This is a genomic window from Deinococcus sp. Arct2-2 (genome assembly GCF_004801315.1).
In the GTDB taxonomy this organism is placed as follows: domain Bacteria; phylum Deinococcota; class Deinococci; order Deinococcales; family Deinococcaceae; genus Deinococcus.
On the sequence record NZ_SSNW01000009.1, the window covers coordinates 61,976 to 88,191 of the forward strand.

The 26,216-nt window shown below is 62.2% G+C and carries 23 protein-coding genes; 7 read left to right on the forward strand and 16 right to left on the reverse strand.

Annotation, left to right across the window (positions count from 1 at the left end; genetic code table 11):
* Nucleotides 1–28: 28 nt before the first annotated feature.
* The 11 genes from E7T06_RS06190 to E7T06_RS06240 form a co-directional block, all read right to left on the reverse strand.
* Entirely contained in the window at nucleotides 29–1,735 is a 1,707-nt protein-coding gene (locus tag E7T06_RS06190; protein ID WP_136364958.1) for a M3 family oligoendopeptidase, read from the reverse strand.
* Nucleotides 1,736–2,023: 288 nt separating this feature from the next.
* Nucleotides 2,024–2,623 carry a GNAT family protein gene (locus E7T06_RS06195; protein ID WP_136364959.1) on the reverse strand — a complete coding sequence of 200 codons (600 nt, stop codon included), beginning with the start codon at nucleotides 2,621–2,623 and terminating at the stop codon, nucleotides 2,024–2,026.
* 498 nt (nucleotides 2,624–3,121) lie between these two features.
* The gene (locus tag E7T06_RS06200) at nucleotides 3,122–3,859 is read right to left on the reverse strand and encodes a tRNA (adenine(22)-N(1))-methyltransferase TrmK (RefSeq protein WP_240740875.1); all 738 of its coding nucleotides are present in this window, start codon (nucleotides 3,857–3,859) and stop codon (nucleotides 3,122–3,124) included.
* Nucleotides 3,856–4,440 carry a YqhA family protein gene (locus E7T06_RS06205; RefSeq protein ID WP_346763189.1) on the reverse strand — a complete coding sequence of 195 codons (585 nt, stop codon included), beginning with the start codon at nucleotides 4,438–4,440 and terminating at the stop codon, nucleotides 3,856–3,858. The genes E7T06_RS06200 and E7T06_RS06205 overlap by 4 nt, the downstream gene beginning before the upstream one ends.
* A 36-nt stretch (nucleotides 4,441–4,476) precedes the next feature.
* Nucleotides 4,477–5,067, reverse strand: a complete 591-nt coding sequence (locus E7T06_RS06210; RefSeq protein WP_136364960.1) for an MOSC domain-containing protein — start codon at nucleotides 5,065–5,067, stop codon at nucleotides 4,477–4,479.
* Between the two features lie 59 nt (nucleotides 5,068–5,126).
* A complete protein-coding gene (locus E7T06_RS06215; protein ID WP_136364961.1) occupies nucleotides 5,127–5,819 on the reverse strand; it encodes a hypothetical protein in 693 nt (230 codons plus the stop codon).
* Nucleotides 5,820–5,894: 75 nt separating this feature from the next.
* Entirely contained in the window at nucleotides 5,895–7,367 is a 1,473-nt protein-coding gene (locus E7T06_RS06220; protein WP_136364962.1) for a UDP-N-acetylmuramoyl-L-alanyl-D-glutamate--2,6-diaminopimelate ligase, read from the reverse strand.
* Nucleotides 7,368–7,792: 425 nt separating this feature from the next.
* A complete protein-coding gene (locus E7T06_RS06225; protein ID WP_136364963.1) occupies nucleotides 7,793–8,416 on the reverse strand; it encodes a deoxynucleoside kinase in 624 nt (207 codons plus the stop codon).
* A gap of 125 nt (nucleotides 8,417–8,541) precedes the next feature.
* Nucleotides 8,542–9,153, reverse strand: coding sequence for a deoxynucleoside kinase (locus tag E7T06_RS06230; protein WP_136364964.1), 612 nt, complete (start codon nucleotides 9,151–9,153; stop codon nucleotides 8,542–8,544).
* 185 nt (nucleotides 9,154–9,338) lie between these two features.
* Nucleotides 9,339–10,532 carry a S1C family serine protease gene (locus tag E7T06_RS06235; protein WP_240740877.1) on the reverse strand — a complete coding sequence of 398 codons (1,194 nt, stop codon included), beginning with the start codon at nucleotides 10,530–10,532 and terminating at the stop codon, nucleotides 9,339–9,341.
* Nucleotides 10,529–10,816, reverse strand: coding sequence for an FmdB family transcriptional regulator (locus E7T06_RS06240; RefSeq protein WP_136364965.1), 288 nt, complete (start codon nucleotides 10,814–10,816; stop codon nucleotides 10,529–10,531). The genes E7T06_RS06235 and E7T06_RS06240 overlap by 4 nt, the downstream gene beginning before the upstream one ends.
* Before the next feature lie 639 nt (nucleotides 10,817–11,455).
* Here E7T06_RS06240 and glmS point away from each other — a divergent pair.
* On the forward strand, nucleotides 11,456–13,276 hold the full coding sequence (gene glmS, locus E7T06_RS06245; protein ID WP_136364966.1) for a glutamine--fructose-6-phosphate transaminase (isomerizing): 1,821 nt from the start codon (nucleotides 11,456–11,458) through the stop codon (nucleotides 13,274–13,276).
* 94 nt (nucleotides 13,277–13,370) lie between these two features.
* On the opposite strand, the gene E7T06_RS06250 is transcribed toward glmS, so the two are convergent.
* Both E7T06_RS06250 and E7T06_RS06255 read right to left on the reverse strand, forming a co-directional pair.
* Nucleotides 13,371–13,913 carry a GNAT family N-acetyltransferase gene (locus E7T06_RS06250; protein ID WP_136364967.1) on the reverse strand — a complete coding sequence of 181 codons (543 nt, stop codon included), beginning with the start codon at nucleotides 13,911–13,913 and terminating at the stop codon, nucleotides 13,371–13,373.
* 8 nt (nucleotides 13,914–13,921) lie between these two features.
* Nucleotides 13,922–14,617, reverse strand: a complete 696-nt coding sequence (locus E7T06_RS06255) for a Crp/Fnr family transcriptional regulator (protein WP_026298891.1) — start codon at nucleotides 14,615–14,617, stop codon at nucleotides 13,922–13,924.
* A gap of 312 nt (nucleotides 14,618–14,929) precedes the next feature.
* Between E7T06_RS06255 and E7T06_RS06260 the strand changes: the two genes are divergently transcribed.
* Nucleotides 14,930–16,765 (forward strand): acyl-CoA dehydrogenase C-terminal domain-containing protein, encoded by a 1,836-nt coding sequence (locus E7T06_RS06260; RefSeq protein WP_136364968.1) that lies wholly within the window; start codon nucleotides 14,930–14,932, stop codon nucleotides 16,763–16,765.
* Between the two features lie 343 nt (nucleotides 16,766–17,108).
* Here E7T06_RS06260 and truA read toward each other — a convergent pair whose 3' ends face one another.
* Nucleotides 17,109–17,945, reverse strand: a complete 837-nt coding sequence (gene truA, locus E7T06_RS06265; protein ID WP_136364969.1) for a tRNA pseudouridine(38-40) synthase TruA — start codon at nucleotides 17,943–17,945, stop codon at nucleotides 17,109–17,111.
* 91 nt (nucleotides 17,946–18,036) lie between these two features.
* Here truA and E7T06_RS22060 point away from each other — a divergent pair, with 91 nt between their 5' ends.
* Nucleotides 18,037–18,921, forward strand: coding sequence for a M23 family metallopeptidase (locus tag E7T06_RS22060; protein ID WP_136364970.1), 885 nt, complete (start codon nucleotides 18,037–18,039; stop codon nucleotides 18,919–18,921).
* 200 nt (nucleotides 18,922–19,121) lie between these two features.
* On the opposite strand, the gene E7T06_RS06275 is transcribed toward E7T06_RS22060, so the two are convergent.
* Nucleotides 19,122–20,894, reverse strand: coding sequence for a hypothetical protein (locus tag E7T06_RS06275; RefSeq protein WP_136364971.1), 1,773 nt, complete (start codon nucleotides 20,892–20,894; stop codon nucleotides 19,122–19,124).
* Between the two features lie 137 nt (nucleotides 20,895–21,031).
* Here E7T06_RS06275 and E7T06_RS06280 point away from each other — a divergent pair, with 137 nt between their 5' ends.
* Nucleotides 21,032–21,319 (forward strand): antibiotic biosynthesis monooxygenase, encoded by a 288-nt coding sequence (locus tag E7T06_RS06280; protein WP_240740878.1) that lies wholly within the window; start codon nucleotides 21,032–21,034, stop codon nucleotides 21,317–21,319.
* Between the two features lie 51 nt (nucleotides 21,320–21,370).
* Here E7T06_RS06280 and fumC read toward each other — a convergent pair whose 3' ends face one another.
* Nucleotides 21,371–22,789: a class II fumarate hydratase gene (fumC, locus tag E7T06_RS06285; protein WP_136364972.1), complete on the reverse strand. Its 1,419-nt coding sequence runs from the start codon at nucleotides 22,787–22,789 to the stop codon at nucleotides 21,371–21,373.
* A gap of 73 nt (nucleotides 22,790–22,862) precedes the next feature.
* On the opposite strand from fumC, the gene E7T06_RS06290 reads away from it, so the two are divergent.
* The 3 genes from E7T06_RS06290 (at nucleotide 22,863) to E7T06_RS06300 (ending at nucleotide 26,216) form a co-directional block, all read left to right on the forward strand.
* Nucleotides 22,863–23,492 (forward strand): hypothetical protein, encoded by a 630-nt coding sequence (locus E7T06_RS06290; RefSeq protein ID WP_136364973.1) that lies wholly within the window; start codon nucleotides 22,863–22,865, stop codon nucleotides 23,490–23,492.
* A gap of 124 nt (nucleotides 23,493–23,616) precedes the next feature.
* A complete protein-coding gene (locus E7T06_RS06295; RefSeq protein WP_136364974.1) occupies nucleotides 23,617–24,618 on the forward strand; it encodes a YpdA family putative bacillithiol disulfide reductase in 1,002 nt (333 codons plus the stop codon).
* Nucleotides 24,619–24,692: 74 nt separating this feature from the next.
* Nucleotides 24,693–26,216 (forward strand): VanW family protein, encoded by a 1,524-nt coding sequence (locus E7T06_RS06300; protein ID WP_240740879.1) that lies wholly within the window; start codon nucleotides 24,693–24,695, stop codon nucleotides 26,214–26,216.

Sequence of the window (26,216 nt, forward strand, 5' to 3'; positions counted from 1 at the left end):
CTCAGCGGCCCTCTTGGCTCTCCCCTACTTACGCCAACTGCTCGCCCAAAAAGGCCATCAGTCCCTTGATGTACTCGCGGTCAAAGCGGAATTCGACGCCTGCTGCACGGTACAACTCTGGGTTGGGGGCGGTGCTGCCGAGGCGCAGGGCGGCTTTGTACTTGGTCAGGGCCGCTGCCGGGTCAAGCCGCGCCTGCTGCCAGATGCCCACCGCCGCGAGGTAGCACATGGCGTATTCGATGTAATAAAACGGGGCACGGAAGATGTGGTAATACTGCCAGCCTTTGGCCCGAATGTTCTGATCCAAGCCGTCCCAGTTGATGAAGGGGTGGAAAGTGCGATCCAATTCCAGCCATTTGTTATCCAGATCAGCAATGGTCAGGTCGGCGGGGGCTTCGGCGTAGAGCCAGTGCTGAAAAGCGTCCATCTGTGCGGCCCAGGGCAAGAAGGCCACCACACCCTCCAACTGCTTTTGACGGTAGCGGGCCAGTTCTTCGGGCGTCAGGGCGTGGCCCAGATGATCGAGCGTCAGGAATTCCATCGCCATGCTGGGAATCTCTACGAATTCAATCGGACTCCAGCGGTTCCAGAGCAGCGGTTGCGCGTCGCCGCTGTAAAAGCCGTGGAAGGCGTGCCCCACCTCGTGAAACAGCACCCGCACGTCTTCGCCTGTGCCCACCACGTTCATCAGCACGAAAGGTTGATTTTCCACCGGGTAATACTCGCAGTAGGCGTGCGCCATCTTGCCGGGCCGCGATTCTAGGTCGAGCAGGCCGCCGCGCATAGAGCGGAAGCGTGCGCCCAGATCGGCGTCCAGCGAGTCGAAGGCAGTCTGCGCCAAGTCTTCTAACTCTGCGCCTGTGGTAAACGGCTTCAGCGGAGCGCGGCCCGCCGGGTCAAGCAAATTGTTGCGGTTGTAGTCCCAAGGGCGCACGGTATCGAGGCCCAATGTGGCGGCAATCTCGGCCATCATGCGGGTCGTCAGCGGCACCACTTCTTCGCGCACGGCCTCATGGAACGCGGTGCAGTCGGCGGGCGTGTAGTCCACGCGGTCTAGGCGCTTCCACATATAGTCGCGGAAATTGCCCAGATCGGCGTTGCGGGCCAGTTGCTGTCGGGTGGCGATCAATTCCAGCATCAGCGCGTCTAGGTCGGGGGCCACCTCCAGATTGCTGGCGGCCAACGCCCGCCAAGCGGTTTCACGGGCGGCGCGGTCTGGGTCGTCCAGCTTGGCTTTGGCCTGAGGCACCGTCACGCTTTCACCGTCGAGCGTCACCGTTTGGTTGCCCGTAATGACCCCATGCCGCGACATTTGCTGCTCGTGAGTGGTGCCCAGTTCCACATTCGCCTCACGGAACAGGGCGGCGGCGTCACGGAATCGGCGGTAATTCAGGGCAAAATCGGGGGCAGGCACGTAGCCGGGCACGGCCAACAGCTTTTCGGTCAGGGCTTGTTCGGCCCGTTGAACGCCGGGAACTACGTCTTGCACGAATGCCTGAAACCGCGCTTGAATCGCCTCGTCGTCGGTGTGTAGGTCGGCGTGCGTAGACAGTTTGGAGCGGGCCTGCGTCAGATCGGCGTCTACGGCGCTCCACTGCGCCAACCAAGCGGGAACGCCGTCTGCGGTCAGTTCGGCGTCTTGCAAAGCCTGATAGCGCGGCGCGAAGGTGTCCCAGCGGGTTTGGTCTTCGGGAACGGACAGAATGCGTTCCACAGCCTCTAGTTGTGCGGTCATGGCCCTCAGTGTAGCGGCAGAGTGTGGCGGGGGCATAGGCCAAATGAGCGACGGTGGGGCGGGTCTAAGGGTTAAGGGTCTAAGGGGGTGGGGCGGGGGCGGTTGCTCGGTGGCCCCCTCACCCCGCTGCGGTGCAGCGCCCCTCTCCCGCAAGGGGCAAGGGCGAACAGCAAAAGCTAGAATCCGGGGTTCTAGCTCCTCAACCCTTGAGGGGGGAGGGATGGGGACTCCCAGAGCTGCACCAGCAGAGGGGGTGAGTAAGCGCCAGCGATTGCCCTTCTTAGTCCCTTAGACCCTTGACCCCTCCACCACATCACCGCCACCCAAGCCCGCTTTCACCCCCGCCCACTCCTCCCGCGTGATGGAGTACATCACCGTATCGCGCACATAGCCGCTGGCCGTAATCATGTGCGAGCGCAACACGCCTTCGCGCACCGCTCCCAGTTTTTCTATGGCCCGCTGACTGCGAACATTGCGCGCATCGGTTCTGAGTTGCAGACGCGCACAGCCGAGGCCGTCCCAGAGGCCCTCAAAGGCGTAGGTGAGCAGCAGCAGCTTCATGCGGCGGTTGGCCCCCGTGCCGTGTAGGGTCGGGCTGAGGAATGTCCAGCCAATCTCGGCGGCGCGGTGGGCCTGACTCAGTGCGCCTAAGCGGGTGCCGCCCATCACTCTGCCATTCACTTCCAACACAAACGGCAGGGCATCGGGAGCGTCCAACGCGGCCTGAAAATAGGATTCTTCGGTGGGTTGGCTGCCCATCAAGGCCCACTCCCCCGGTGTGGCAAGGGTCAGGGCCAGCAGCGCAGGAAAGTCGGTGGGTGTCAGGGGCCGTAGGGTGAGATTACCGCCGTTAAACTTGCCGTCGCTGAGGGTTAGGGCATGCAGCATGGCCCAAGCTTAAAAGAATCCGTCTGCATAGATTGACTTGCGGTGCATACCGCGCTATATTTACGTCAATCAAGTTGAACCCACCGCCGCCCGTAGGCGGATTTTTTGTTTTGGCTTATGGTGGGAATGACTGAAGCTAAAGCAAGATTGGTGCAGAGCGTTCTAATCTGAATGGCTTCTGGGCCAATGCCGTCTAGCATGTAGTTTTCTGGATTCGTCTGCATAGCTTGACCGAGCCTGCATACCACGCTATAGTGTTGTCACTCAAGTTAAACAGACCGCCGCCACTTGGCGGATTTTTTGTTTTGGACCATGTGGAGAAACGAGTAACTCTCCAACAAGGCGAGGGCAGACTATTGAACTGTTCGCCTCTACCCCAATACCGTCTAGCACGCAGTTTTTGGGATGCACCTGCATAGCTTGACCGAGCCTGCATACCGCGCTATACTTTGTTCAATCAAGTTAAACCAACTACCGCCACTCGGCGGATTTTTTGTTTTACTTTCCGGCAAGGCGTTCGATGATCTGTAGCGCGTCCTGTGCGGCGTCCAATTCCAGTTGTGCGGTTCGTCCCGGTGCGGCCAACGGCGTTAGGCGCAGTACATCGGCGCGGATGCGGGCGGCCAGCAGCGGGCCAGCCTCGCGCAGCAGGTGGGGGCCGTAACGCAGGGCGGCAGCGTGTGGCAAGCCCCGGTAAGCCGAATCGGGGCCGGGGTGCCTCAGTAGGCGCAACACCGGGTACGGCCAGTAGCCGTCTATCAGGCGTTCGTCGGTGAGGTGGTAGCCCGATTCCTGCGCCCACACGCGAATGGGGGCCGGGTTATCGTTGGGCTGAAGCACCAGCGTGGGCGGCAGCACGCCCGTCTCTGCCCACCGTGCCTCTGCCCGCCGCAAGATGCCCGCAATGGTGCCCGCGCCCATGCCCGTAATGCTGGCACTGTCGGCCTCGCCGGGGTGCAGGGGCGCAAAACCGTCGCCTGCGCGAATCTCAATGTGGTCTGTCAGTCCGGCGCGGGCCACATTGCGCCGCGCTAGTGCCAGCGGGCCGGGATTCAGTTCCACCACGATACAGCGCCGCGCCCGCCCGCTTTGGATCAGGCGCAGGGGCAATTTGGCATGATCGGAACCTATATCGGCGTGTGTGCCGCTGTTGAGTAGGGCCAACACCGCTTCTAGCCGCTCGTCCAGCCGCGCAAACCGCTGCACTGTTTGTGGCGTCGCAGTGTTGACGGTCACTCTGAGATTTCCTTCAAAGGAGCAGTCGGTGGCTGTCCTGCTGCGTGTTCGGTGCTGCCGTCACATTTAGCACTTTGGCGCGACAAAATGACTGAATACGTGCCGATAGACAAGATGACGGCGGCCACCGCTGCGCCGTAGATCAGCACGTCAGATCCGCCCTTCCATTCCAGCGCCACCGAAAAAAAGTCTACGGCGATGGCTGTGACCACCACGCCCAGCAGCTTTTGTTTCAGGTCTTCAAAGGTGCGGATGTGCAACCAGTCCGGCACGTTTTTCACGTCTCCGATGAACAGTGACTGCATACCCAGGCTGATCAGCAGCAGGGCCATCGCCACCAGCAGCGTGTCGGTCTGCTCCACAGCGGCAATCAGCAGATGCTTGGTCATGCCTTCTTCGCCCAAATGCCCAAACGCCTCCGTAATGCTGAGGTAGGCCTGCACGATGGCGGCCACGAACAGGGCCAAGCTGAAGGCAAAAGAACTCAGCACACCCAGTTCGACGATCAGGCGCGAGAATCCGAACGCCCGCTGGAGGGTAAAGGCCCGGACGCGGCGGGTGGAGGAACGGGGCTGACTCACGGGTTCCAGCATACGGTGTGGGCCGCCGCAGTAGGCTCAATCTATCGACACCGTCAACATATCCCCCACCCGGATCACGCCGCCCTGCACCACCCGCGCCGTAATCCCGCCGTGCCCGCGCACCGCGTTGTAGCCGCCCGGCCCAAAGGTTTCTTCCATGCGCGAGCAAGGATGGCATTCGCCCGTGCCTTCCAAAATCACTTCTCCAAGCTGAAAGCGGGCGTCTTTGAGGGCCAACACAGACATCCCGCTGACCACGATGTTGCGCCGCATCTCTTCTGGGGTGACAGACTCCACGCCCGCCAAAGCGGCGATGACGGGCAAGTGTTCGGCTTGAATCAGCGTGACTTGGCGTTTGCCGGGGCCAGTCCAACCAGATGCGGGCCAAGTGGATGCAGGAGCAGGCTGGGGCGCAGTGTACGGCGCGATTTCTTCTCCCGCATCCCCCGAAATGGCCCGCAACCGGCCCGGCGCAGTTTTACCGTGATCGCCCAATAAGCCCACCAACGGATGTGCTTCGGCTTCCGGCACGCTCTGAACAGGCAAGCGGCGGCCTTCGCGGAGGCCAATCCACTCCACCCGTCCGGGCCGGGGCAAACTGCGTCTGAGTTCCTGCATGGTCAACATGGGGCCTGCCTAATCAACATAGAGCCATGCTAGCGGGGTTGGTGCGGGCCAAATCCGGGTCAATCTTGAATGCTGGCATCGTATTCCACCCGGTCTGGCACGAATGCGCCGTCCTGCACGCGGTAGATCAGCAGCAGCGTGCCCGAAAAAGCCCACTCTTGCTGCACCACCGCTTCGGCCACCAAGCGCCCGCTGCGCACGCTCCAATGCAGTTGGTCGCCTATGCGGGCGGAAACGGTGGGCACACCTTCCGGCAAGTCCAGCGTGTGCCGCACGCCGCCAAGGGTGACAGCGCCGGGGGCAAACGTGACGCGGGCGCGGATGGCGTTCAGCGGTTCAGCCACCTTCAGTTCACGCAGGCCCGCAGTTGTGGCGTCGGGCAGGGCCAGCACGCGGGCGTCGAACACAGCGTAGCCCGTGCCTTCGCCTACCATCAGTTGCGCCAACACTTCGGGCTTTCCGTCTCCGGTCAGGTCGGCGGCCTGCAAGGTGGGCCAAAACGTGGGGTTGCTGATGCTGCGCCATGCCGGAAACACCCGCACCGCGCCGCCTGCCCGCACCCGGATTCCAACAATGTCATTCCATTTGAAGGCATTGACGGCCTCTAACGTCACGGCAGGCTGAGCGAGCCGGGTCAGCACTTGCCCCGCAGGAAAAGTTCCATCTGGGCGTGGGTCGCCCGAACCGCCAGCAACGGCCAGAGCAGGCAGGGCGAGGGCCAAAGCAAGCAAACTCCGGGCAACGGGGCGCATGGCCTGAGCGTAGGCGTTTTGAGAGGGCGGGAGCGCGGTGTACACCCGTCGCCCCCGGTATCTAAATAGGTTGGGCTACTCGTGGCCCGTCAAAGCCTGTCTCGCCTGCTCCACTTCATTCCAAGCCAAAGTCTCCCCGGCCCGCTCCAACGTGTCTTCGGGGCCTTTTCCGGCCAGCAGCACGGTATCGCCGGATTGAGCGGCATGAATAGCGTGGGCAATGGCTTCGGCACGGTCTGGGATAGACACAAAATTGGTCTTGCCCCCTTCCCGCGCTCCGCGTTCCATTTCATTCAGAATGTCGGCCAGCGGGGTATCGCGGCAGTCTTCTTCGGTAAAGACGGCGTGGTCGGCCAAACGACTCGCCACCTCGCCCAGCGGCGCACGTTTGCCGGGATCGCGCAGGCCGCCCGCCGAACCCAACACCACCCAAAGTTGTCCAGCGGTGGTGGCCCGCAGCATCCCCAGCACCTTTTCTAGACTGGGCGGCGTGTGGGCAAAATCCACGATCACGCGGGGTGAGTCGGCCTGCCCCGCCACCAGTTCCATACGCCCCGGCACGCCCCGGAACGACGCCAGACCCGCCGCCAATTGCTCGGCAGTGGCCCCCAACTGCGCCGCCGCCGCCATGCCCGCCAAAGCATTTGCCACGTTAAAGCGGCCGATCATGGGCAGATGCGCCGCGAACTGGCCCAGCGGCGAAATAACCTCGAAATGCAGGCCGTCTGCCGTTTCGCGTACCCCGCGTGCTTGCCAGTCGGCGTGCTGGCCTTCTGCCGAATAGGTGACTTCTGCCGGAGCGATGCCCCGGAGTTGCGCCGTCCACGGGTCGTCGGCGTTCAGAACCGCGAAGGGAGCGCGTTCGATCAGCTTGCGTTTTTCGGCGAAGTAGTTGTCCAGCGTGCCGTGAAAATCCAGATGCTCGCTGCTGAGGTGAGTCCAGACCGCCACCGCCCACGGCACGCCCCGCACCCGGTCTAGGGCGAGGGCGTGGCTGCTGGCTTCCAGCACCACCGCCGCGCCGCCCGCGTTTGCCATATCGCGCAGCGTGGCCTGTACTTGCGGCGCTTCGGGCGTGGTGAAATGGGCCGGAAAGTGGCGTAACTGCCCGTCTGGGAGTTCGTAGCCCACCGTACTCAGCAGGCCTGTGGGCAGTCCGGCGGCCCGCAATAAATGCCGGGTCAGCCAACTGGTGGTCGTTTTGCCGTCGGTTCCGGTCACGCCCACCACCTTCATCTCCCGCCCCGGATGGCCCGCCAAGGCTGCCGCTGCATCGGCCAACGCGGCCCGCGCCGACGCCACTTTCAGGTAAGGCAAGGGGGAAGAAACGCCGTCTGGTAGGCCTTCGCCTAAGACCGCCACTGCCCCGCGTGCGGCCACATCGTCCAGAAAACTATGCCCGTCGAACCGTGCGCCGCGAATGGCGACGAACACATTACCGGGCTGCACCCACGCCGCGTTGTGGGTAATGCCAGTCAGGGCAGTTTCGGGCCACGCGCCCTCTTCGGGGACGACATCTAGGCTCTGGGCAAGGTCACGGAGAAGCATGGGCCAACGCTAGCAGTGTTGGGGAGTGAGGTTGAGGGGATGGGGGTGGGGCTAGGGGTCAAGAGGGCTAGGGAGAGTCATTGTGATTTCGGCCAAGCGACTGATTGCTGCTTAGGTTGGCAACATCTTGGGAACATTGAGTTGGAAGGTGAACCCCCCCGTTGCTGACGCAACGCCCCCCCTTGAGGGGAGGACAACAGACTTTTCGCTCCCCTTGAGGGGGGCCGTCTGCGAAGCAGACTGGGGGGTTCGCCCGGAATCGTCAACGTTCAATGCTTGCCACGTTTGGATGTTGCCCAGCCCTACAGGAATTAATGAGTACAGCAGTCTATTCATTTTTATTCCCTCGCCCCTTGTGGGAGAGGGCGTTGCGGAGCAACGGGTGAGGGGGCCACCGAGAAAGCTCAAGAGCCCTAGGTTGCTCCCTACCGCAGCAACGGCAACCCAAACCCGAACGCCTGCACGCGGTCACAGACCCACTGAAACGCGGCAGGGTCTTGCACAAAGTCCAACTGATCGCCGGGCACGCGCACCACCGGGCAGGCGTCGAAACTTGCCACCCAGCCGTCGTATAGGCGGTTTAATCCACCCAAATACGCTTCGGGAATGGTCTGCTCGTAGCTTCGGCCCCGCTGGGCAATGCGGCTTTGCAGGGTGGGCAAACTGGCGTCAATATGAATCAGCAGGTCGGGCAAGCGTAGGGCGGGTAAAATCCCCTCGTACAGCCCCCGGTAGGTGGCCCAGTCGCGCTCTTCCATCTGGCCCGATTCGTACAGGTTGCGGGCAAAAATGTTGGCGTCCTCGAACACGGTGCGGTCTTGAATGACGTACCGCGCCCCAGTCACCAAATTCAGGTGTTGCTCTAGGCGGCGGCTGAGGAAATACACCTGCGAATGGAAGGAATAGCGCCGCATATCGCGGTAAAAGTCCTCTAGGTACGGGTTGTCGGTGTACGGCTCGTACACGGGACGCAGGCTGTAGCGTTCAGCCAGCATCCGTGTCAGGGTGCTTTTGCCGCTGCCGATGTTGCCTGAAACGGCGACGTACATCTAGCGGCCCTGCCGCGAGGGAGTGGTGAGGGGTGAGTGGTGAGTGGGTAAAGTGCCGCCACAACCAACGATTCTTTTCCGCTTTTCCCACTGACTACTGACCACTCCCCACTCACTATCCCTCATCAATCCGCCGCGCTCGCCGCTGCCAGAGCCGCTTCTATTTGTTCCACGATGGCGCGTTCGTCCGACTGGTTGCCCACAAAGTCGTAGCCGCTGGCGTCCACGGTCAGCAGCGGGTGAGGATAGGTGCGGAAATATTCGTCGTAGCGGGCGGTCAGGTCGGCCAGATACGCGGCCTGCATATCGCGCTCGAAGGGCCGCCCGCGCTGTTCTATGCGGCGCAGGAGCAAATCGGTGTCGGCCCGCAGGTACACCACCAAATCAGGCGTAGGCAGGCGCGGCGACAGGTGCGAATACAGGTCTTCATACAAGGAAAATTCGGCGTCTTTAAGATTCATGGCCGCAAAAATAAAATCTTTGGCAAACAGGTAATCGCTGACCACGTTGCCGCTCCACAGTCCCGGTTGGGACAGGGTGCTGAGCTGCTTGAAGCGTGACAGCAAAAAGAACACCTGCACCTGAAAAGAGTAGGCGGCGGGGTCTTCGTAAAACCGCGCTAAGAAGGGGTTTTCCTCTACGATTTCCAGATTCAGGTCTGCGCCGTAACGGGCAGCCAGCCGCCCCGCGAGGCTGGTTTTTCCCACCCCGATGGGGCCTTCGATGACCAAGTACATGACGGGGCAAATGATAGCGCCTATTGCAAAAGCGTAAGTGGTGAGTGGTCAGTGGGAAGTGGAAAAAGCAGAAGGGCAATAAATCTAAACCCTAGGCGACGACAGCAGCCCGAAAAATGCTGTCCCAATCGGCATCCATACGCCCTTCCTACTGACTACTCACCACTAGCCACTCACTGCTTTTCTTACTGCAACGTGCGCCGCAGCAGCGTTACCTTCACATCCACACTCTTCTTGTTGCGCCACAGCCGCAACGTCACCGTTTGGCCGGGGCGCTTGGCCGCCACGATGCGGATCACGTCGAAGGAGTTTTGCACCCGCTGGCCGTCTACCGCCACGATGATGTCTCCGAGGGGGGCCAAAAACTGATCTTTGCTGTTGCGGAGGGAACCGCGCAGGGCGGCCCGTGCGGCGGCGCTTCCGGCGGGCACTTCGTCTATCAGTGCGCCTTCGCTGCTGTTCAGGCCCGCCAAGCTGCGGAGGGCCGGGTCAAGCGTCTCCAGATCCACCAAAGTCACGCCCAGAGTGCCGCGCTGAGGCACGCCGATTTTCTCTAGGTCGTCCAAACTCTGCTTGACCAGATCGCCGGGAATAGCGATGCCGATGGTGCCGGGAATCAGGCCGCTGGGTGCAGCATTCAGGTCGGCCACACCCACCACCGCGCCGCGAGAATCCAGCAGGGGGCCGCCGCTGTTGCCGGGCTGAATACTGGTGGTCGTCGTGATGTACTGCCCGATTTCCGATCCCAAATTGTCGTTGCGGGGCACGTCGCGGGGGCTGACCATCACGCTGAAGATGCCCGCGCCGACAAAGTTTTGAATGCGGAGCGGCGTCCCGATGCTGATCAGCTTTTGGCCGGGAATCAGGCGGGCGCTTTGGCCGAAGCTCAGGGTTTTGGGGGCTGTGACGCCCGTGACGCGCAAAATGGCAATGTCTATGCCGGGGTCGACGCCCTCAATTCTGGCGTTCACCCGCCGCCCGTTAGACAGCGTCACACTCACCGATTCCTGATACTGAATGACGTGGTAATTGGTCACGATCAGGTCTTTTTTGTAGAAAAACCCCGTGCCCACTTCAATAGGATCGTCGCCGGGTTGCAGGAATTCTTTTCGCAGCCGCGAATCTACGCGCACCACAGCTTGAATGGAGTTTTGGGCCACTTCTACCGTGTTGATTTCATCGGGCGTAATGAGGGCACGCTGGGCCGTGACGCGCCCCGTGACATAAGCGCCCGCCACCGCCGCCGACAGCAGCAGGGCCAAGCCCAACGCAGGCGCAAATGAGCGTTTGGGCCGTGCTATTTGCGTCTGCGTAGAAGTGGCCGGAACTTCCGTCTGAAGCTCTGCCGCGTCAGTGGGCTGGGGCGTGCCGGGGGTCATTCGCCGCCGCTCTTGCCCTTGCTGCCTCCATCGGAAGAACCGCTGCTGCCTGAGGAACTGCTACTGGAACCCGAAGACGAGCCGCCGCCCGAATCACCGTTGGCGGCGGGGCGGGAGTCGTTGACATAAAAGCCGCTGCCCTTAAAGGCGATGCTGGGCCGCGCCAAAATGCGCTTGACGGCTACGCCAGTTTCGGGGTGGGTGGTGTAGGCGTCGTCGCGCATACTCTGGCGCAGTTCGTAGACCTCTCCGGTCAGGGTGTTTTTGTATAGGTACGTCGGCATGGGGTGTCCTCTAAAAACAGTGTTTCTGAAACTGCGAGATGAGTGGGGTGAGGGTGAACGACTCCTAGTAAGATGACCTGCTGTGAACCGGTGGTGCTGAAGAACTGCGCCAGAAGCGCCCGTGCTGCGGACTTACCCGGCTGTATTGCTTTCCTAAAATACGGAGTCACAACGCCGGGCCGCCTGCCGTGCCGTCATCCTATCAGGCAGCCTCCATACAGGCAGGTCAGGCTGTCCCGGCTGAGCTTTAGACAAGAATGAGCCAGCGGGGGCAGGCCAGCCCTGTTCCCCCACCACACCCCCCCGGCCAATACCCCTGATGAGTATCTTGCTCACTCTGCTCAGGCGGGGGTGATACACTGCGGGGCAGACCGTTGGTGTCGGGTCTACACGAAGCAAAAACAGGGCAGCGCAAGGCCCCTTTAGCCCTGACGGGTTGCTGGGGAAACGAGGTGAGGGTCAGCGAGATTTCTGCGGATGCCCTCAGGCGAGCATGAACGCCTACCCGCCGCACCCAGATTGGTGCGGGAAGCCCGGACGATAACCCCTGCGGCAACGCAGACATAAGGTTCGGCAACATGCACTCAAATTCAAAGCAGACACCCCCACCAACTCTAGGCTGTGTGGGATGGAGTTCTTATGTGTGGAATCGTAGGGTATATCGGCAGTCGGCAGGCGCAGGACGTTCTCATCTCGGGCCTCGCCAAACTGGAATATCGCGGCTATGACAGCGCGGGCGTGGCTATTCGCAACGGCACGCACATAGAGGTGAAGAAGAAGGCGGGCAAGCTCGCCAACCTGAGTACGCTGCTGGAAGGTGCGCCGCTGGAAGGTACGCTGGGCATCGGGCACACGCGCTGGGCCACGCACGGCCTGCCCAACGACAGCAACGCCCACCCACACGCCACGGAAGATGGCCGCATCGTGATCATTCACAACGGCATCATCGAGAATTACTTGACCCTCAAAGCGGGCCTGATCGAGCGCGGCCACAGCTTTAAGAGCGAAACCGACAGCGAAGTGCTGGCCCACTTGATCGAAGAAGCCTACTCCGGCGACCTGTACGAAGCGGTTCGGGCGGCGCTGGGACAGGTACGCGGCGCTTACGGCATCGTGGTCACGCATGTAGATCACCGCGAAATCGTGGCGGCCCGCACGGTCAGCCCGCTGGTCATGGGCGTGGGCGAGGGCGAGATGTTCCTCGCGTCCGACGTGCCCGCGTTGCTGCCCTACACGCGCAAGATGGTCTTCCTGCACGACGGCGACATGGTGGTGCTGCACGATGACGGCTTCCGCATTACCGATTTGGCCGGAAATCCCGTCGTGCGCGACATCGAACATATCGACTGGGACGCCGAAGCTGCCGAAAAGGGCGGCTACGACACCTACATGCTCAAGGAAATCTACGAGCAGCCCACCGCCCTCACCAACACCCTGATTGGCCGCCTGCACGACGAAACGGGCGAAGTGAATCTGGACATCAACCTTGATCCGGCCAGCTTCAAGCGCATCTCTATTATTGCGTGTGGAACGGCTTATTACGCCGGATTGGTGGGCGAATACCTGATCGAGCAACTGGCGCGGATTCCGGTGGAAGTGGACGTGGCGAGCGAGTACCGCTACCGCTCGCCACTGGTCAGCGAGAACACTCTTGCCATCGTGGTGTCCCAGTCGGGCGAGACGATTGACACGCTGGAAGCCCTGCGAGAAGCCAAGAAGCACGGCGCGAAAACCCTCGGCGTGATCAATGCCAAGGGCAGTTCGATGACCCGTGAGCTGGACGACACGCTGTACATTCACGCTGGCCCCGAAATTGGCGTGGCGAGTACCAAGGCGTACACGGCGCAGGTGTCGGCCATGCTGATGCTGGCGCTCTGGCTGGCCCGCGCCCGCAACACCCTGACCGACGAAAAAGCCAAAGAGCTGCTGCACGCCGCCCGCGAACTGCCGCGTCTGGTGGAAGAAGCGTTGGCCCCGGAGCGCGTGGAAGCCATCAAGAAAGTGGCCGAGAAGTACGCCCACGCCCGCGATTACCTGTTCCTCGGACGCGGCGTGAATGCCCCCACCGCCTTAGAGGGTGCACTGAAGCTGAAGGAAATCAGCTACATCCACGCCGAAGGCTACGCGGCGGGCGAAATGAAGCACGGCCCGATTGCCCTGATCGACGAAAACCTGCCTGTGGTGGTCATCGCCACCGAGAGCTTCCTGCTGGAAAAGACCATCAGCAACTTGCAGGAAGTGCGGGCGCGGGCGGGCAAGGTCATTGCCATCCTGAGCGACGGCGACACTGCCAACGCTGTACACGCCGACGATGTGCTCTACGTGCCCCGCGCCCACGAAATGGTCAGCCCGATTGTGAACGTCGTGGCGCTGCAACTGCTGAGCTACTTCACGGCTACGGCGCTGGGCAAAGATGTAGACAAACCCCGCAACTTGGCTAAGAGCGTGACGGTGGAGTAAACAAGTCTAAGGGTCAAAGGGTCTAAGGGCTAGAAGATAAACAAAACGGCGGAGCTGCTTAGTCTCCGCCGCTTTGCATGTTCCCAGCTTGGAATCAACCTTTTGGGATCAGACTCGCTAAGTCATCCCAGACCAGCCGAATCTCACGCAGCTCTCCGCCGGGAATGGTTTCAATCTTCTCTCCTGCCTCGCGTCCACCCAGATGGAGATAGAAGGCGCGGGTGGGATTCACGTCCAGCACCCAGAGGAACAGAGATTGAAAGCCGCGTGCCTGCAATTCTTCGGCCAGCATAGCGGTGAGGCGGCGGCCTAAGCCCAAGCCTTTGGCGTGTGGCAGGGCGTACAGGGTATGGAGTTCGGCGTCAGAGCTGGGGTGATCTCGCTCAGCTGTAGGGCCGCCGGAGACGAAGGCCACCACTTCTTTTCCAAGTTCGGCCACCAGAGTCACGTGATCGGGGCTGCCCACATGCCTTTCCCAGAAAACGCGGCGGCGTTCCTGTGCGGCAGCGTCGGTCATGCCTGCCAAAAAGGCTGCGGGCATCCGTCCGGCGTAGGTGTCTCGCCAACTGCTCACGTGTACCCAAGCCAAAGCGGACGCATCGGCAGGGGTAGCCCACCGGATGCGTCCGTTTGTCATAGGAAAGCTTAGTTGCTCTGTTCGAGGTAGCGTTTCAGGGCTTCCATCCGCACGATGATGGGTGTTCTGGCCCGCATGATCGCGCCTTCCTGCTTGAGTTTGCCTAAAGAGTGACTCACCGTTTCGCGGGTGGCCCCCACCATACGGGCGATGTCTTCTTGGTTCAGCTTGAGGGCCAGTTCCACGCCTTGTGCGTGTGGGCGGCCAAATTCGCGGGCAAGGCGGTACAGCAGGCTTGCCACACGCTCGGGGGCGCTGTAGGCACTGACGGCAGCCGTCCAGCTTTGGGCCTCGAACAACCGGGCGGCCATCAGGCGAATGAGTTTCATAGCCAGTTCGGGTTTGCTGTTCAGCAGCTTTTGCAGCTCGCCGCGCGGCAGCACAATCAGGGTGGTGCGTTCTAGGGCTTCGGCCTGTGTGGGACGGCGCTCATCGGCTTGCAGCAGCAGTTCCCCGAAGGTGTCGTGTTGCCCGATCACGCCGAGAATGGCCTCCTTGCCGTTCGGAAACAGCTTGCTGATTTTCACGAGGCCGCTGCGAACGAAATACAGCGCATCGGAAGGGTCGTCCATGCGGTAAATCACTTCACCCGGCTGATAAGAACGGTAGGGCGTCGTGGCAGCCACGCGCTCTAGTTCGGTCAGCTCAAGATCAGCAAACAGCTCGGTGCGCTTGAGGTGCCAAACAAGGCTTGGGTAGTTCATGATCCTTAACAACATACCTGAAATGCAGGGAGGGAACACAAACAGCCTTGGCGGGACAGATGGCCCCCGCCCCCCGATAGATGAATTCCGGCCTGATTTAACCTGTTTTGGGGCAAAGGTGAATCTCTGCTTTAGGTTTGATAAGGGGCTGAGTGCTGTGTTCCCAGCCCAGAGACACATCCAGGCACCCTTGAGCGTTTTTGAAACCAAGGTTGAACCACATGACAACCACGCCAAAAAGTTTTAGACTGAGTCTAATCAACAATGCTGGGTTGCGCCCTCTCGTCGGGCGGCCCCCTGCGAGGAGTGTTTATGCCTGTATACAAAGCCCCCCTTCGTGACGTGAAATTCCTGATGCATGAGTTGCTGGACGCCCCGGCGCAACTGGCGAAGATGCCGTTTTATGCCGAGAACGACACCGCCGACGGCGACTTGATGAACCAAGTGCTGGAGGAAGCCGCCCGCTTTGTAGAAGGCGAATTGTTGCCCCTGAACGCGGTGGGCGATCAGGAGGGCTGCACCCGCCACGACGACGGCAGCGTGACCACCCCCACCGGATTCAAGGCCGCCTACAACAAGTACCGCGCCGCAGGCTGGACGGCGCTGGACGCTGACCCCGCGTTCGGCGGTCAGGGCATGCCGCACCTGATCAGCAACGTGCTGGTGGAAATGATGAACTCTACCAACGTGGCGTGGAGCATGTATCCCGGCCTCAGCCACGGCGCGTATTCGGCGCTACACGCGGTAGGCAGCGAGGAACTGAAGGCCATCTACCTGCCCAAAATCGTTAGTGGCGAGTGGACGGGAACCATGTGCCTGACGGAGCCACATGCCGGAACCGATTTGGGCATCATTCGCACTAAGGCCACCACCAACGCCGATGGCAGCTACGCCATCAGCGGCACCAAAATCTTCATCAGCGCGGGCGAACACGACCTGACGCCCAACATCGTGCATCTGGTGTTGGCCCGCTTGGAAGGCAGCCCGGAAGGCACCAAGGGCATCTCGCTGTTTCTCGTACCCAAATTCCTCGTGAATGAGGACGGCAGCATCGGTGAGCGCAACGGCGTGGTGTGCGGCTCGCTGGAACACAAGATGGGCATTCACGGCAACGCCACCGCCCTGCTGAACTTTGACGGCGCAACCGGCTACCTCGTGGGCGAGATCAACAAGGGCATGAACCACATGTTCATCATGATGAACGCGGCCCGCTTGGGCACGGGCTTGCAGGGCCTCGGCATTGGCGAAACTGCTTACCAGAACGCTCTGGCCTATGCCAAAGACCGTACCCAGATGCGCCACGAACCCCGCGTGAACCCCGCCGAGAACGCCGACCCGATCATCATTCATCCCGACGTGCGCCGCATGTTGCTGACGGGCAAGGCCTACACCGAGGCGGGCCGCGCTATGGCGATGTGGCTGGCCCTCAGCATCGACACCGAGCATCATCACCCCGACGAGGCTGCCCGCAAGGAAGCCGCCGACCTCGTGGCCCTGCTGACGCCTATTGCCAAAGCCTTTATGACCGATAACGGCTTCAATATTGCCGTGCAGAGCCAGCAAGTGTTCGGCGGTCACGGCTATATCCGCGAGTGGGGCATGGAGCAGTACGTGCGCGACGCCCGCATCGGCCAGATTTACGAGGGCACCAACGGCATCCAGAGCCTCGATCTGCTGGGCCGCAAAGTGCTGATGGACGGCGGCAAGAAATTGCAAAAACTGGCAGGCATCCTGCAAACCTTTATCGAGGAAAACGAGGGCGAGGACGACTTGGCCGCCATGCTGGATCAACTCGGCAAGGCCGCCAACCAACTGGGCAGCCTGACGATGGTGGTGGGCCAGAAAGCCATGAGCGGCCCGGAAGGTGCCGACGAGGTGAACGCGGTGGCGGTGGACTACCTGCGCTTTTTTGGGCATGTGGTGTACGGCTACCTGTGGGCACGCATGGCGAAAATTGCCTACGCCAAGATTGCCGCTGGGCAAGACCGCGACGGCTTTTACCTCGCCAAAGTGCAGACCGCGCAGTTTTACTTTGCCAAACTGTTCCCCGAAACCAAGGCGCTGGCCGCCACCATCAAGGCCGGAAACGAGAGCCTTGCTGTGGATGACCGCATGTTCGGGCTGGAACGGGCCTTGGTCGGCGCTTAAGCCTTAGCCTCCCCTGCTTTGTGGCGCTCCTACTGAAAGGTGGGGGCGCTGTTTTTGGTTGTTTGGAAACGTTGCGGGGGCTTGGTCTAGGGGTCTAAGCAAGGGCATTCGCTCGCGCCTACCTATAGGGAATTAAATTGAATCTTTGACATGGGTCGGGTACGCCGCTGGCACGCCCCCTCACCCTGCTGCTGTGCAGCGCCCCTCTCCCATGAGTGGAGAGGGCAAAATCACATATTTAGAAGTCTATTTAATCCCGTATCAAATTCCTCCGCCCCGCCAACTTCACTCCCATTGAAGACTGAGCATATTGGCCTTCAGTCGGAGTTCAAACAACTCCCACCTACTCCAGCGCTGTCCTCTGATGAGAGCTGCCAAACGTTCTTTCCCCGTACTCGGCCCCGCTGAAGGTCAGACCGTGTGCGGGAACATTCGCGCCTGCGCGGGCGCGTTGGCCGCCCTGCAAAATGTCGGCGGTTTGGGTAGGCGTCAGGTGGCCTTGTCCGGCCAGCAGCAGCGTACCCACTAGGCCGCGCACCATATGACGCAGAAAACTCTCGCCCTGCACGTCTATTTCCCACAGATCACCTGTTGTCCTGACTTCCAACTTCCGCAGTTCGCGCACGGTATGGCGGTCTTCACGGGTGGCAAAGGCGGCAAAATCGTGCGTGCCGATCAGGGTGGCGGCGGCGGCGTTCATGGCCCCGGCGTCTAGCAGCCCGGATACGTGCAGGGCGCGGTCTGCCCACAGCGGGTGCCGTTGCTGGGCCGTCCACAGGCGGTAGATGTAGGCGCGGCCCGTACACCCAAAGCGGGCATGAAAGCCAGCAGGCGCGGGGGCCGCCTCCAGCACGGCCAGATCAGGCGGAAGGTGGGCGTTCAGGGCGCGGGCCACCCGCTGGGGCGCAAGCCCGAAGCTGTCTGGCACGTCTATGTGGGCAGGCATGGCCCCCGCATGAACCCCGGCATCGGTGCGCCCCGCCGCCACCGGACGCGCCGCCCCGCTTGCGCCTAACCGCGCAAAAGCCTCGTGCAAGGTGTCCTGCACGGTGCGGGTGTGGGGCTGAGACTGCCAGCCCGCGAACTGTGCGCCGTGATAGGCCACCGTGAGGCGCAGGCGCACGAACCCAGCGGGCGGCGCAAACAGCGGGGCAGCGGGGAGGACAGCATCGGCGGACACGGCAGCAGGCTAGCGCACCGCACTGGCCCGAACCGCAGTACAGAAGAGTGTTCTCAGCCTAAAGTCAGGGTGACTGGGTATCTTATGGCTTGTGAATCTTTTCCACCGGGTGTCGCGGGCCGTCCGCCTGACCGCTGTTGCCGCCCTGATCAGTGCCTCCGTGTTGGGCGGCGCGGCGCTGGCGGCCACCTCTTACCGCGTGAAGTCGGGCGATACGTTGTCGGGCATCGCAGTGCGGGCGGGGGTCACGGTGGCGCAGTTGCGGGCGGCCAATCCCGCCCTGCGCGACGCCGACTCGGTGCAGGCGGGCCGCGTTCTGACCTTGCCGGGGCGCGTGCTGCCTGCCACCCGTTACCGCGTCAAAGAGGGCGAGAACCTGACCGTGATTGCCCAACGGGTGGGCCTGACTTTGACGCAGTTGGTGCGGGCCAACCCCAACTACGCGGGCGGAAAACCCGTGTGGGTGGGCGCAGTGATTCAGATTCCAGCACGCACGGTGGCTGCACGCCCTGTCGCCGCCCGCACAGGCACGACTGCCACCGTGCGCCCCGCCGCGATCCGGGTCGATCCGGTGGCTCCGGCGTCATCGGGGGCTTGGCTGTGGCCTATAGCCGGACACCGTTTCGTCAGCAGCGATTACGGTTCCCGCGTCATAGACGGCGTGCGCGAACTACATTACGGCATAGACATCGTGGCCCCGACTGGAACGCTGGTGCGGGCGGCCCGCAGCGGGCGGGTGCTGGAATCTCGCCCCGACTTTGACCGGGGTTGGGGCTGGACGGTGGTGATGCAGCACCCCGACGGCTGGATTACGCGGTATGCCCACCTCAGCGCTAATTTGGTCAAACAGGGTGAACTGGTGGTGCGCGGGCAACCGGTGGGCAAGGTAGGCAATACAGGCCGGTCTACGGGGCCGCATCTGCATTTCGGAACTTATCTGCGCTGGGTGCCGCGCAATCCGCTGAGTTTGTATTGAGTTGGGCGCGGTTGGGAGTGGTCTAAAGGTCTAAAAGTCGGGGGTCTAAAGTGTTGGGGCGTTTGAGTCAGAAGGTGAGCCCCCCCGTTGCTGTGCAACGCCCCCCCTTGAGGGCAGGACAGGGAAGCAGCGTCTTGGATGCCGTTCTCAGACACTTCGACCCTAGACCCTCAGACGCCTTTCTCGCGTGACTCCTCTGCTCAGTCGTACCCCCTGAACTGCCGCTCCTGCGCCTGCTTCTTGGCCTGCTGCTCTATGAAATGTTGATCGGTCAGGCGGTGCAGTGTTCGGCGTTCGGCCACCCACCCGGTGTGGGGCAGCAGCGGCAAAAATAGCCCCGGCGCGGCGGCCACCGCACTAGGCCGCTGCACATCAAGTGCCACAGGCACCAGCAGCGTGTAGGTGGGATATCTCTTGGGGCCGCCCACGCGCACGGCGTCCGGGCCGAGGTGGGCGCGGAGTTCGGCCAAGGCTTGCCGGAACAGCGCTAAAGTCTGCTTGGGCGGCAACTCTGGAAACAAGTCCAGTTCGGCCTGCGTGCGGGTCACCTCGCCCTGCAGGGTCAGGTAGGCGATGAGGAGCGCAGTTTCGGGCCAGCGCAGCGGCACGGGCTGGCCGCCCCGGCGCAAGGTGGCCTGACCGAGGGTGTCCAGTGTCCAACTTGCCAAAGTCTGCGCTGGCTCCGGCTCACGCTGGTTCACCGCCCCATACGCCTGCTCTGCCCAGCCGCTCAACTCCGGTTCCAGCGCCGCAAGCTGCATCAGCGTGGTGAGTTCGGCCAAATCGGGGGCCAGCAGTTGAGGCGCACTGAGGCCCACCAGAGCGGGCAAGGCTTCCCGCAGGCCGTCCAGTGCTTCTGGCAAGCGGTTTTGGCGGTACAGCAGATCGGCCCGGTGCAGGCACACCCTGACCCAGAGCAGCGGCGGCAGGCTGCCGGGCGCACGCAGAGCCGCGTCTAGGTCGCGCAGGGCGGGAGGGTCGTGGTGTTGGCGGCGCAGCAACACGCCCCGGCAAGCCCAGTCGCGCGGCCCGGTGGGGCGGGGAAACAGCGGGTAGCTGTGCATGGCGGCCAGCGCGGCCCGGTGTGCGCCCAACTCGCTCAGGCGTTCAGCCAGCGTAAAAGCACAGCTGCGGCGCAGATTGACCCGCTCTACGGCCTCTAGCGCGTCGGCCAGCTCGGTCAGGGTGCCCACCGTGCCGTGCCGTTGCAGGGCCAGTAAGGCCCGGAGGGCGCGTGCATCGGGGCTGGGTAGATTGGGGTTGGGTAGATTGGGACTGGATAAGTCTGGGATTTTGTTGAGAGTCTTTGCGCTGGGTTTGGCAGATGCGCCAAGTGCCTCTCCCTCTCCAGAAGGCGCGTCCTCCGGCATCTGCCCAGACGTGGGTGACAGAGTCAAGGCCCATTCGGCAGCCCAGATTTCTGCCGGAATCGTCGAGTCGGCCTTGCCCTGTGCGGTTTGGGTCTGTGCGGTTCGGGCCGCTTGGAGGGCTTGGCCTGCCTGCATCATCTCGCCCGCATCGCGTAGGCCCCGCGCCAGTGCCAGCCACAGGTGCGCGGCCAACGGAGAAGGAAGGCTAGTGGCCTCCTGCACGCACCGCAAGGCCCGCTGCCAGTTTGCCTGCTGGGGCTGGCTGTCGGCTTCACGCAGCGCCGCCCAGGCCCGCGCACAGGCGAACGCCGCTCCCGCGATGTCAGGGCCGTCCAAACTGTCACGGCTCAGGTGGTTCAGGCCCGCCGCCTCGTAGCGTGCCGCCGCTTCATCTAAGCCCAAGAGCGCGTACACGTGCCCCAGCGTGGCCTGTGCCCAAGGGTCGCCGCCTGCATTGGCCCGCGCCATTGCCCACAGCGCTTCCTGAATTCGGCCCGCGCCCAGCAACCGGAGCGCCTGTGTGCGCCAGTCTGCCGCCCGCCGAATCACGTCAGGCGATACGGCGACGTCGGTAACACCAGGAGGAGCAGAAGGAGGACACACGGTACGGACTTCAGCCTAGCGCGTCTGACGTGGTCAGGGGGCAATAACTGACAGGTCTGACCCCCAGATGGGTGCAAGCTTTCAATGAATACAGGTCTTGATACGGCCAAACTCTGCCCAGCCGCTAGCCTACGCCTATGCCCCCCGCGCCCTCCGCCGCGCTGCCCGTTCAGGTGCAGTACGTAGAAGCCCACGACAAGGGCGACGGCCTTATCGCTGCTGCCCTTGTTGCCCACCTAGACACGTTGCAGGCTCAGCCGGGATTTGTGGGGGCCGAACTGCTGACCAGCCCCGCCCAACCCGGTTTGGTGCTGATTGCCAGCCGTTGGACTTGCCCCGCGCCCCAGTTGCCGCTGCCCGCCGGGGCCAAATCGTGGGTGTTCGAGGTACAGGAAGCGCGGGGTGCTGTAAGCGGTGAGGGGTAACTAGGAAAGGCAAGCTCTCCCGCATGTTCCCGCTTTTCCCACACCCCATCCTCAGTTGTGCGTCATCTCCAGCGGAATCACCCAAGCCGTAAATTCTTCGTCGGTGACGTAGCCGAGACCGAGGGCTGCTTCGCGTAGGCTGCTGCCTTCCTTATGGGCTTTTTTGGCAATAGCGGCGGCTTTGTCGTAGCCGATATGCTTGTTCAGCGCCGTCACCTGCATCAGATTGATGCTGAGATTTTCTTCGATCTTGGCGAGGTTTGGCTCTATTCCCACCGCGCAATTGTCGTTGAACGCGAGGCTGGCGTCGGCAATCAGGCGAATGCTTTCCAGCACGGCGTGAACCATCACGGGCTTGAACACGTTCAATTGAAAATTGCCCTGACTGCCCGCAAAAGCAACGGTCGCGTCGTTGCCGAACACGCGGGTCGCCACCATCGTCAGCGCCTCGCTTTGGGTGGGGTTCACCTTACCGGGCATGATGCTGGAGCCGGGTTCGTTTTCGGGAATCACGATTTCACCGATGCCGTTGCGGGGGCCACTGGCGAGCCAGCGCACGTCGTTCGCCATTTTCATCAAGGCTCCGGCGAGGGTTCGCAGCGCTGCCGAGGTTTGCACCAGTGCGTCGTGGGCGCTGAGGGCCGCGAATTTATTTTCTGCCGAGCGGAAGGGGAAGCCTGTCTCTGCCTCGTACTTTTGTGCGGCCAGATCACCGAATTTGGGGTGGGCATTCAGGCCCGTGCCGACTGCTGTGCCGCCGATGGCGAGGTCATACAGCCCCGCTTCGGCGTGCTTCACTTCGGCTAGGGCGTAGTCCAGTTGCGCCACCCAGCCGCCGATTTCCTGACCCAAAGTAATCGGCGTGGCGTCCTGTAGGTGCGTGCGCCCCACTTTCACCAGTCCGGCGTGTTGCTCGGCTTTGGCATGCAACGTATCCCGCAATTTACCCACGCTGCCGTACAGGCGGTGGTTCAGTTCCAGCACCACGGCAATGTGCATGGCAGTAGGAAAAGTGTCGTTGCTGCTCTGGCCCCGGTTCACGTGGTCGTTGGGATGCACGGGCGCTTTGCTGCCCAGCACGCCGCCCGCCAGTTCTATGGCGCGGTTGGAAATCACTTCGTTGGCGTTCATGTTGCTCTGGGTGCCGCTTCCGGTCTGAAACACCACCAGCGGAAAATGACTGTCCAGCGTCCCTGTGATCACTTCGTCGGCGGCCCGCACGATCAGGTCAGCCACATCCTGCGGCAATTCGCCCAGTTCGGCGTTGGCCTGCGCCGCGCCCTTTTTCAGGATTCCTAGTGCCTGAATCACGGGGCGGCCCCACACGAAGGTATCGCGCCCAATCGGGAAATTGTGAATGCTGCGCTCGGTCTGTGCGCCCCAGTAGCGGTCAGAGGCGACTTCCAGCTTGCCCATCGTGTCGGACTCGGTGCGGGTGGCCGGAAGAGAAGTGGTAGGGGTGTCGGTCATGCCCCAAGTTTAGGGCGGTCAGGCTGTCACACGGTCAGGAACTCTGGACGCGGCGGCGGTGTAGGGTGCAGCCATGAATCGCTTGGGCGGGTTGATGTTGATGGGTCTGGGCATGGCAGCGGCGCAAGCGGGCATGGCAGTCGGAGTGGACTATTTGGTTTCATTGCGCTCAGACGGGGTATTTCGCCAGATCAGCCCAGTCAAATCCACCCAATCCGGAGGCGAAGAAAGCGCGTATGCTCTTCAGCCCGACGCTCTGGGCGGCCAGTGGATTCTAAATCTGCGCGGTGGGCGCGGCAATTTGGCGGGCGAGTGGCAACTCTCGTACTTGCCGCAGGCTGGAGCCTTGAAAGCCAATGCCGACGCTGCCGGACGCCTGCTGTCGCGTATGGCGGCCCGCGCCGGAGCGCAGTGCTTTGGCCTCAGTACGGCTCAGCTTCCGGCCCTAGACGCCCTGATCCGCGAGAGCGTGCGCTTGGGCATCACGGACGAAGTGAACCGCGAACGCCAACTGGGAACCGTGCGTGCCCGCGTGCTGGTGCATCACAATTGGGCCACAGTGACCGGCTCCAAGGCCACCGACTCCAAAGCCACCGATTCTAAGGCCACCGCCTCGGCTGACCGTCCGGAAGTCGATATTTTTCTGAACAGAAGCGGCGTGCCGGAGGCCGGAGCTTGGAAATCGGCTTGCCGCAAGGTGTGAACTGGGCGGCGCAAGCACTCGCCCGTCTTAGACCCTTAGACCCTCGACTCTTAGACGCCCTTCACGCCCCCTAGCCAAACCTCTCTTACGGTCTCCCCTCCCCCGCCCTGCCAGAATGGGCGGCATGAGTGGTCTGATAGATGTAGCAATCGTGGGCGCTGGCCCGGTGGGACTCGCGGCGGCTATCGCCTGTAAGCGGGCGGGCCTGAGTTACGTGGTGCTGGAAAAAGGCTGCGTGGTCAACGCCATCTTTGAATACCCCACCTACATGACGTTTTTCACCACCGCCCCTGAACTGGAAATCGGCAATCATCCGATGGTCACGGGGCACGACAAGCCGGATCGCCGCGACGCGCTGATGTACTACCGCCTTGTGACCCAGCGCGAGGAATTGAATGTGGAGCACTACACCACCGTGACCGACATTCATGCGGCCCCAGCGGGTTTTACGCTGGAAATAGAAGCGCGGGACGGTACACCCGGTGTGGTGGAAGCGCGGCGCGTGATCGTAGCCACAGGCTATTACGACAATCCCCTACACCTCGGCATTCCCGGCGAGGACGGCGACAACGTGTCGCACTACTACACCGAAGCGCACCCGTTTATGGGCCTGAACGTGACCGTGATCGGTGCGGGCAACAGCGCCGCCGACGCTGCTCTTGACCTGTGGCGCGGCGGGGCAAAAGTGACGATGGTGGTGCGTGCCCCCGAACTCAAATCCACCATCAAATACTGGGTGCGCCCTGACCTAGAGAACCGCATCAAAGAAGGTAGCATCGCCGCGCACTTCAATTCGCGGGTCACGGAAATCCTGCCCGACATGGCGCGGATCGAGCGGGCCGATGGCAGCACCTTCGACCTGCCCACCCATTTCACCTTCGCCCTCACCGGCTACCGCCCCGATCTGAGCTTCCTAGACGGTCTGAACTTGGCGCAGCACCCCGACGCCTGCTTGGTCATGTCGGAGACATACGAAAGCAGCACGCCCGGCCTGTTCGTGGTGGGCAGCGCGGGCTTTGCGGGCAAGACCAATCAGGTCTTCATCGAAAACGGGCGGCATCACGCCCTCGCTGCGGTGGCTGAAATCGGGCGGCAATTGGAAAATTCGGCCCTGCTCACCCGCTGAGCGGCTCTTCGTTTCCCATCTTCACGTTCACGCGCTTCACAATTCAGTCTGGGGCGCGTGAAATACTGCCGAGCATGAAGGGTCAACTTGGGCGTGTAGGAAGGTGGACGGTGCTGGTCAGTGCAGTCTTGGGCGGGGCATGGTTAGGCGGCGCGGGGGCGCAGACGGAAACGCCTCCCGTTGCTGTCCCACCTGTGACGCAACCCGCACCGACGCCGCCCGCTGCACCCGCTCCAATTGTTATTCCGGCATTGCCCTTGCCCCCGATGCCCCCCACCGTCACGCCTCCTGCGCCCGTGCCTCCAACGACACCGCCCACAGACCCCACTCCACCTGTAGAAGCGCCCCCGGCAGTCGTGCCACCCGTAGAAACACCGCCTGTGCCGCCTGTAGAGCCGACGCCTGAACCTGTGCTGGAACCCGTTCCCACCCCCCCGGTGGAGCCTGTGGTTCCCGTACAGCCCGCACCTACCCCGCCCGAACCCAGTGTGAAGATTACGCCCGCCCGCACCGCGCCGCTGCTGATTACGGTGCGCTCCGAGTGGCCTGCACTGGTAGAAGGCAAAAAAACGACGTTGCCCTTCACCCGTACTCTCACCATTTCCAGTGCGCGGGTGGCACAACTGCGGCAACGTGGCGGCGGTATCAGCGCCTCTCTGGACGCCGATCTGAAGAAATTTGTGGCCGACTTGCCTTCTAAACCCGTAGACGCCCTCTTCGAGGAACTCTGGGACGGCTGGTCTATCGTGCAGCGCAACGGCCTGATCGTGAATATGGACAAGACCCGCGCCAGCATTGAGGCTGTGCTGAAAAATCCGCAGGGCGTGCAAGCCAGCGTCATTGTGTCCGGGCAGGTAGCCCCCCAGCGCACGCTGAATTTCTTTGCTTCACGCGGCATTACCCAGCATTTGGGCACAGGCGAAACCAACTATTACGGCAGTAGCGCGGCCCGCGTCACCAATATCCACGTCGGAGCCTCGCGCTTCAAAGACCGCCTGATAGAAGGCAAAGTCTTCTCGTTCAACCAAACTGTCGGAACGATCAATACCAGCACTGGCTTCGTCACGGGCCTAGTCATCTCTGGCGAGCGCACGGCCAGCGGCGTCGGCGGCGGCATTTGTCAGGTCAGCACCACCGTGTTTCGTGCCCTGTACGGCGCGGGGCTGTCCACGCTTCAGCGCCAGCCCCACTCTTATCAGGTGCATTATTACGATCCGCAGGGCCTTGACGCCACCATCTATCAGCCCAGCCTAGACCTAAAATTTGCCAACGATACAGGCGGCGCACTGTGGTTCCAGACCGACTGGAACGACGAAGAAGCCCGCCTGACCGTCGCGGTGTTCGGCAAGGCCCGCGACTACACCGTCGAAGTCGGTGCGCCCCGCACGCTTGCCACCCGGCCCTCACCCGCTGACCGCCTGATTTCTGACCCCACTTTGCCCGCCGGACAGCGCAAGCAAGTCGACTGGGCTGCGCCCGGAGCCACCTTAGAAGTGACCCGCAAATTCGTTCGCAACGGCCAAGCCTTTAAGCAAGACATTCTCCGCAGCGTGTACCGCCCTTGGCCCAATATCTTCCTCGTTGGCACGCGCCGCTAA

Bases quoted from the DNA above. Each gene is read 5' to 3' on its own strand.
- E7T06_RS06210 (WP_136364960.1), bottom strand. From the start codon at position 5,067: ATGTTGACCATGCAGGAACTCAGACGCAGTTTGCCCCGGCCCGGACGG.
- E7T06_RS06235 (WP_240740877.1), bottom strand. From the start codon at position 10,532: ATGACCCCCGGCACGCCCCAGCCCACTGACGCGGCAGAGCTTCAGACG.
- glmS (WP_136364966.1), top strand. From the start codon at position 11,456: ATGTGTGGAATCGTAGGGTATATCGGCAGTCGGCAGGCGCAGGACGTT.
- E7T06_RS06220 (WP_136364962.1), bottom strand. From the start codon at position 7,367: ATGCTTCTCCGTGACCTTGCCCAGAGCCTAGATGTCGTCCCCGAAGAG.
- E7T06_RS06255 (WP_026298891.1), bottom strand. From the start codon at position 14,617: ATGAACTACCCAAGCCTTGTTTGGCACCTCAAGCGCACCGAGCTGTTT.
- E7T06_RS06240 (WP_136364965.1), bottom strand. From the start codon at position 10,816: ATGCCGACGTACCTATACAAAAACACCCTGACCGGAGAGGTCTACGAA.
- E7T06_RS06190 (WP_136364958.1), bottom strand. From the start codon at position 1,735: ATGACCGCACAACTAGAGGCTGTGGAACGCATTCTGTCCGTTCCCGAA.
- E7T06_RS06250 (WP_136364967.1), bottom strand. From the start codon at position 13,913: ATGACAAACGGACGCATCCGGTGGGCTACCCCTGCCGATGCGTCCGCT.
- fumC (WP_136364972.1), bottom strand. From the start codon at position 22,789: ATGACCGACACCCCTACCACTTCTCTTCCGGCCACCCGCACCGAGTCC.
- E7T06_RS06195 (WP_136364959.1), bottom strand. From the start codon at position 2,623: ATGCTGCATGCCCTAACCCTCAGCGACGGCAAGTTTAACGGCGGTAAT.
- E7T06_RS06295 (WP_136364974.1), top strand. From the start codon at position 23,617: ATGAGTGGTCTGATAGATGTAGCAATCGTGGGCGCTGGCCCGGTGGGA.
- E7T06_RS06260 (WP_136364968.1), top strand. From the start codon at position 14,930: ATGCCTGTATACAAAGCCCCCCTTCGTGACGTGAAATTCCTGATGCAT.
- E7T06_RS06225 (WP_136364963.1), bottom strand. From the start codon at position 8,416: ATGTACGTCGCCGTTTCAGGCAACATCGGCAGCGGCAAAAGCACCCTG.
- E7T06_RS06215 (WP_136364961.1), bottom strand. From the start codon at position 5,819: ATGCGCCCCGTTGCCCGGAGTTTGCTTGCTTTGGCCCTCGCCCTGCCT.
- E7T06_RS06230 (WP_136364964.1), bottom strand. From the start codon at position 9,153: ATGTACTTGGTCATCGAAGGCCCCATCGGGGTGGGAAAAACCAGCCTC.
- E7T06_RS06300 (WP_240740879.1), top strand. From the start codon at position 24,693: ATGAAGGGTCAACTTGGGCGTGTAGGAAGGTGGACGGTGCTGGTCAGT.
- E7T06_RS06280 (WP_240740878.1), top strand. From the start codon at position 21,032: ATGCCCCCCGCGCCCTCCGCCGCGCTGCCCGTTCAGGTGCAGTACGTA.
- E7T06_RS06290 (WP_136364973.1), top strand. From the start codon at position 22,863: ATGAATCGCTTGGGCGGGTTGATGTTGATGGGTCTGGGCATGGCAGCG.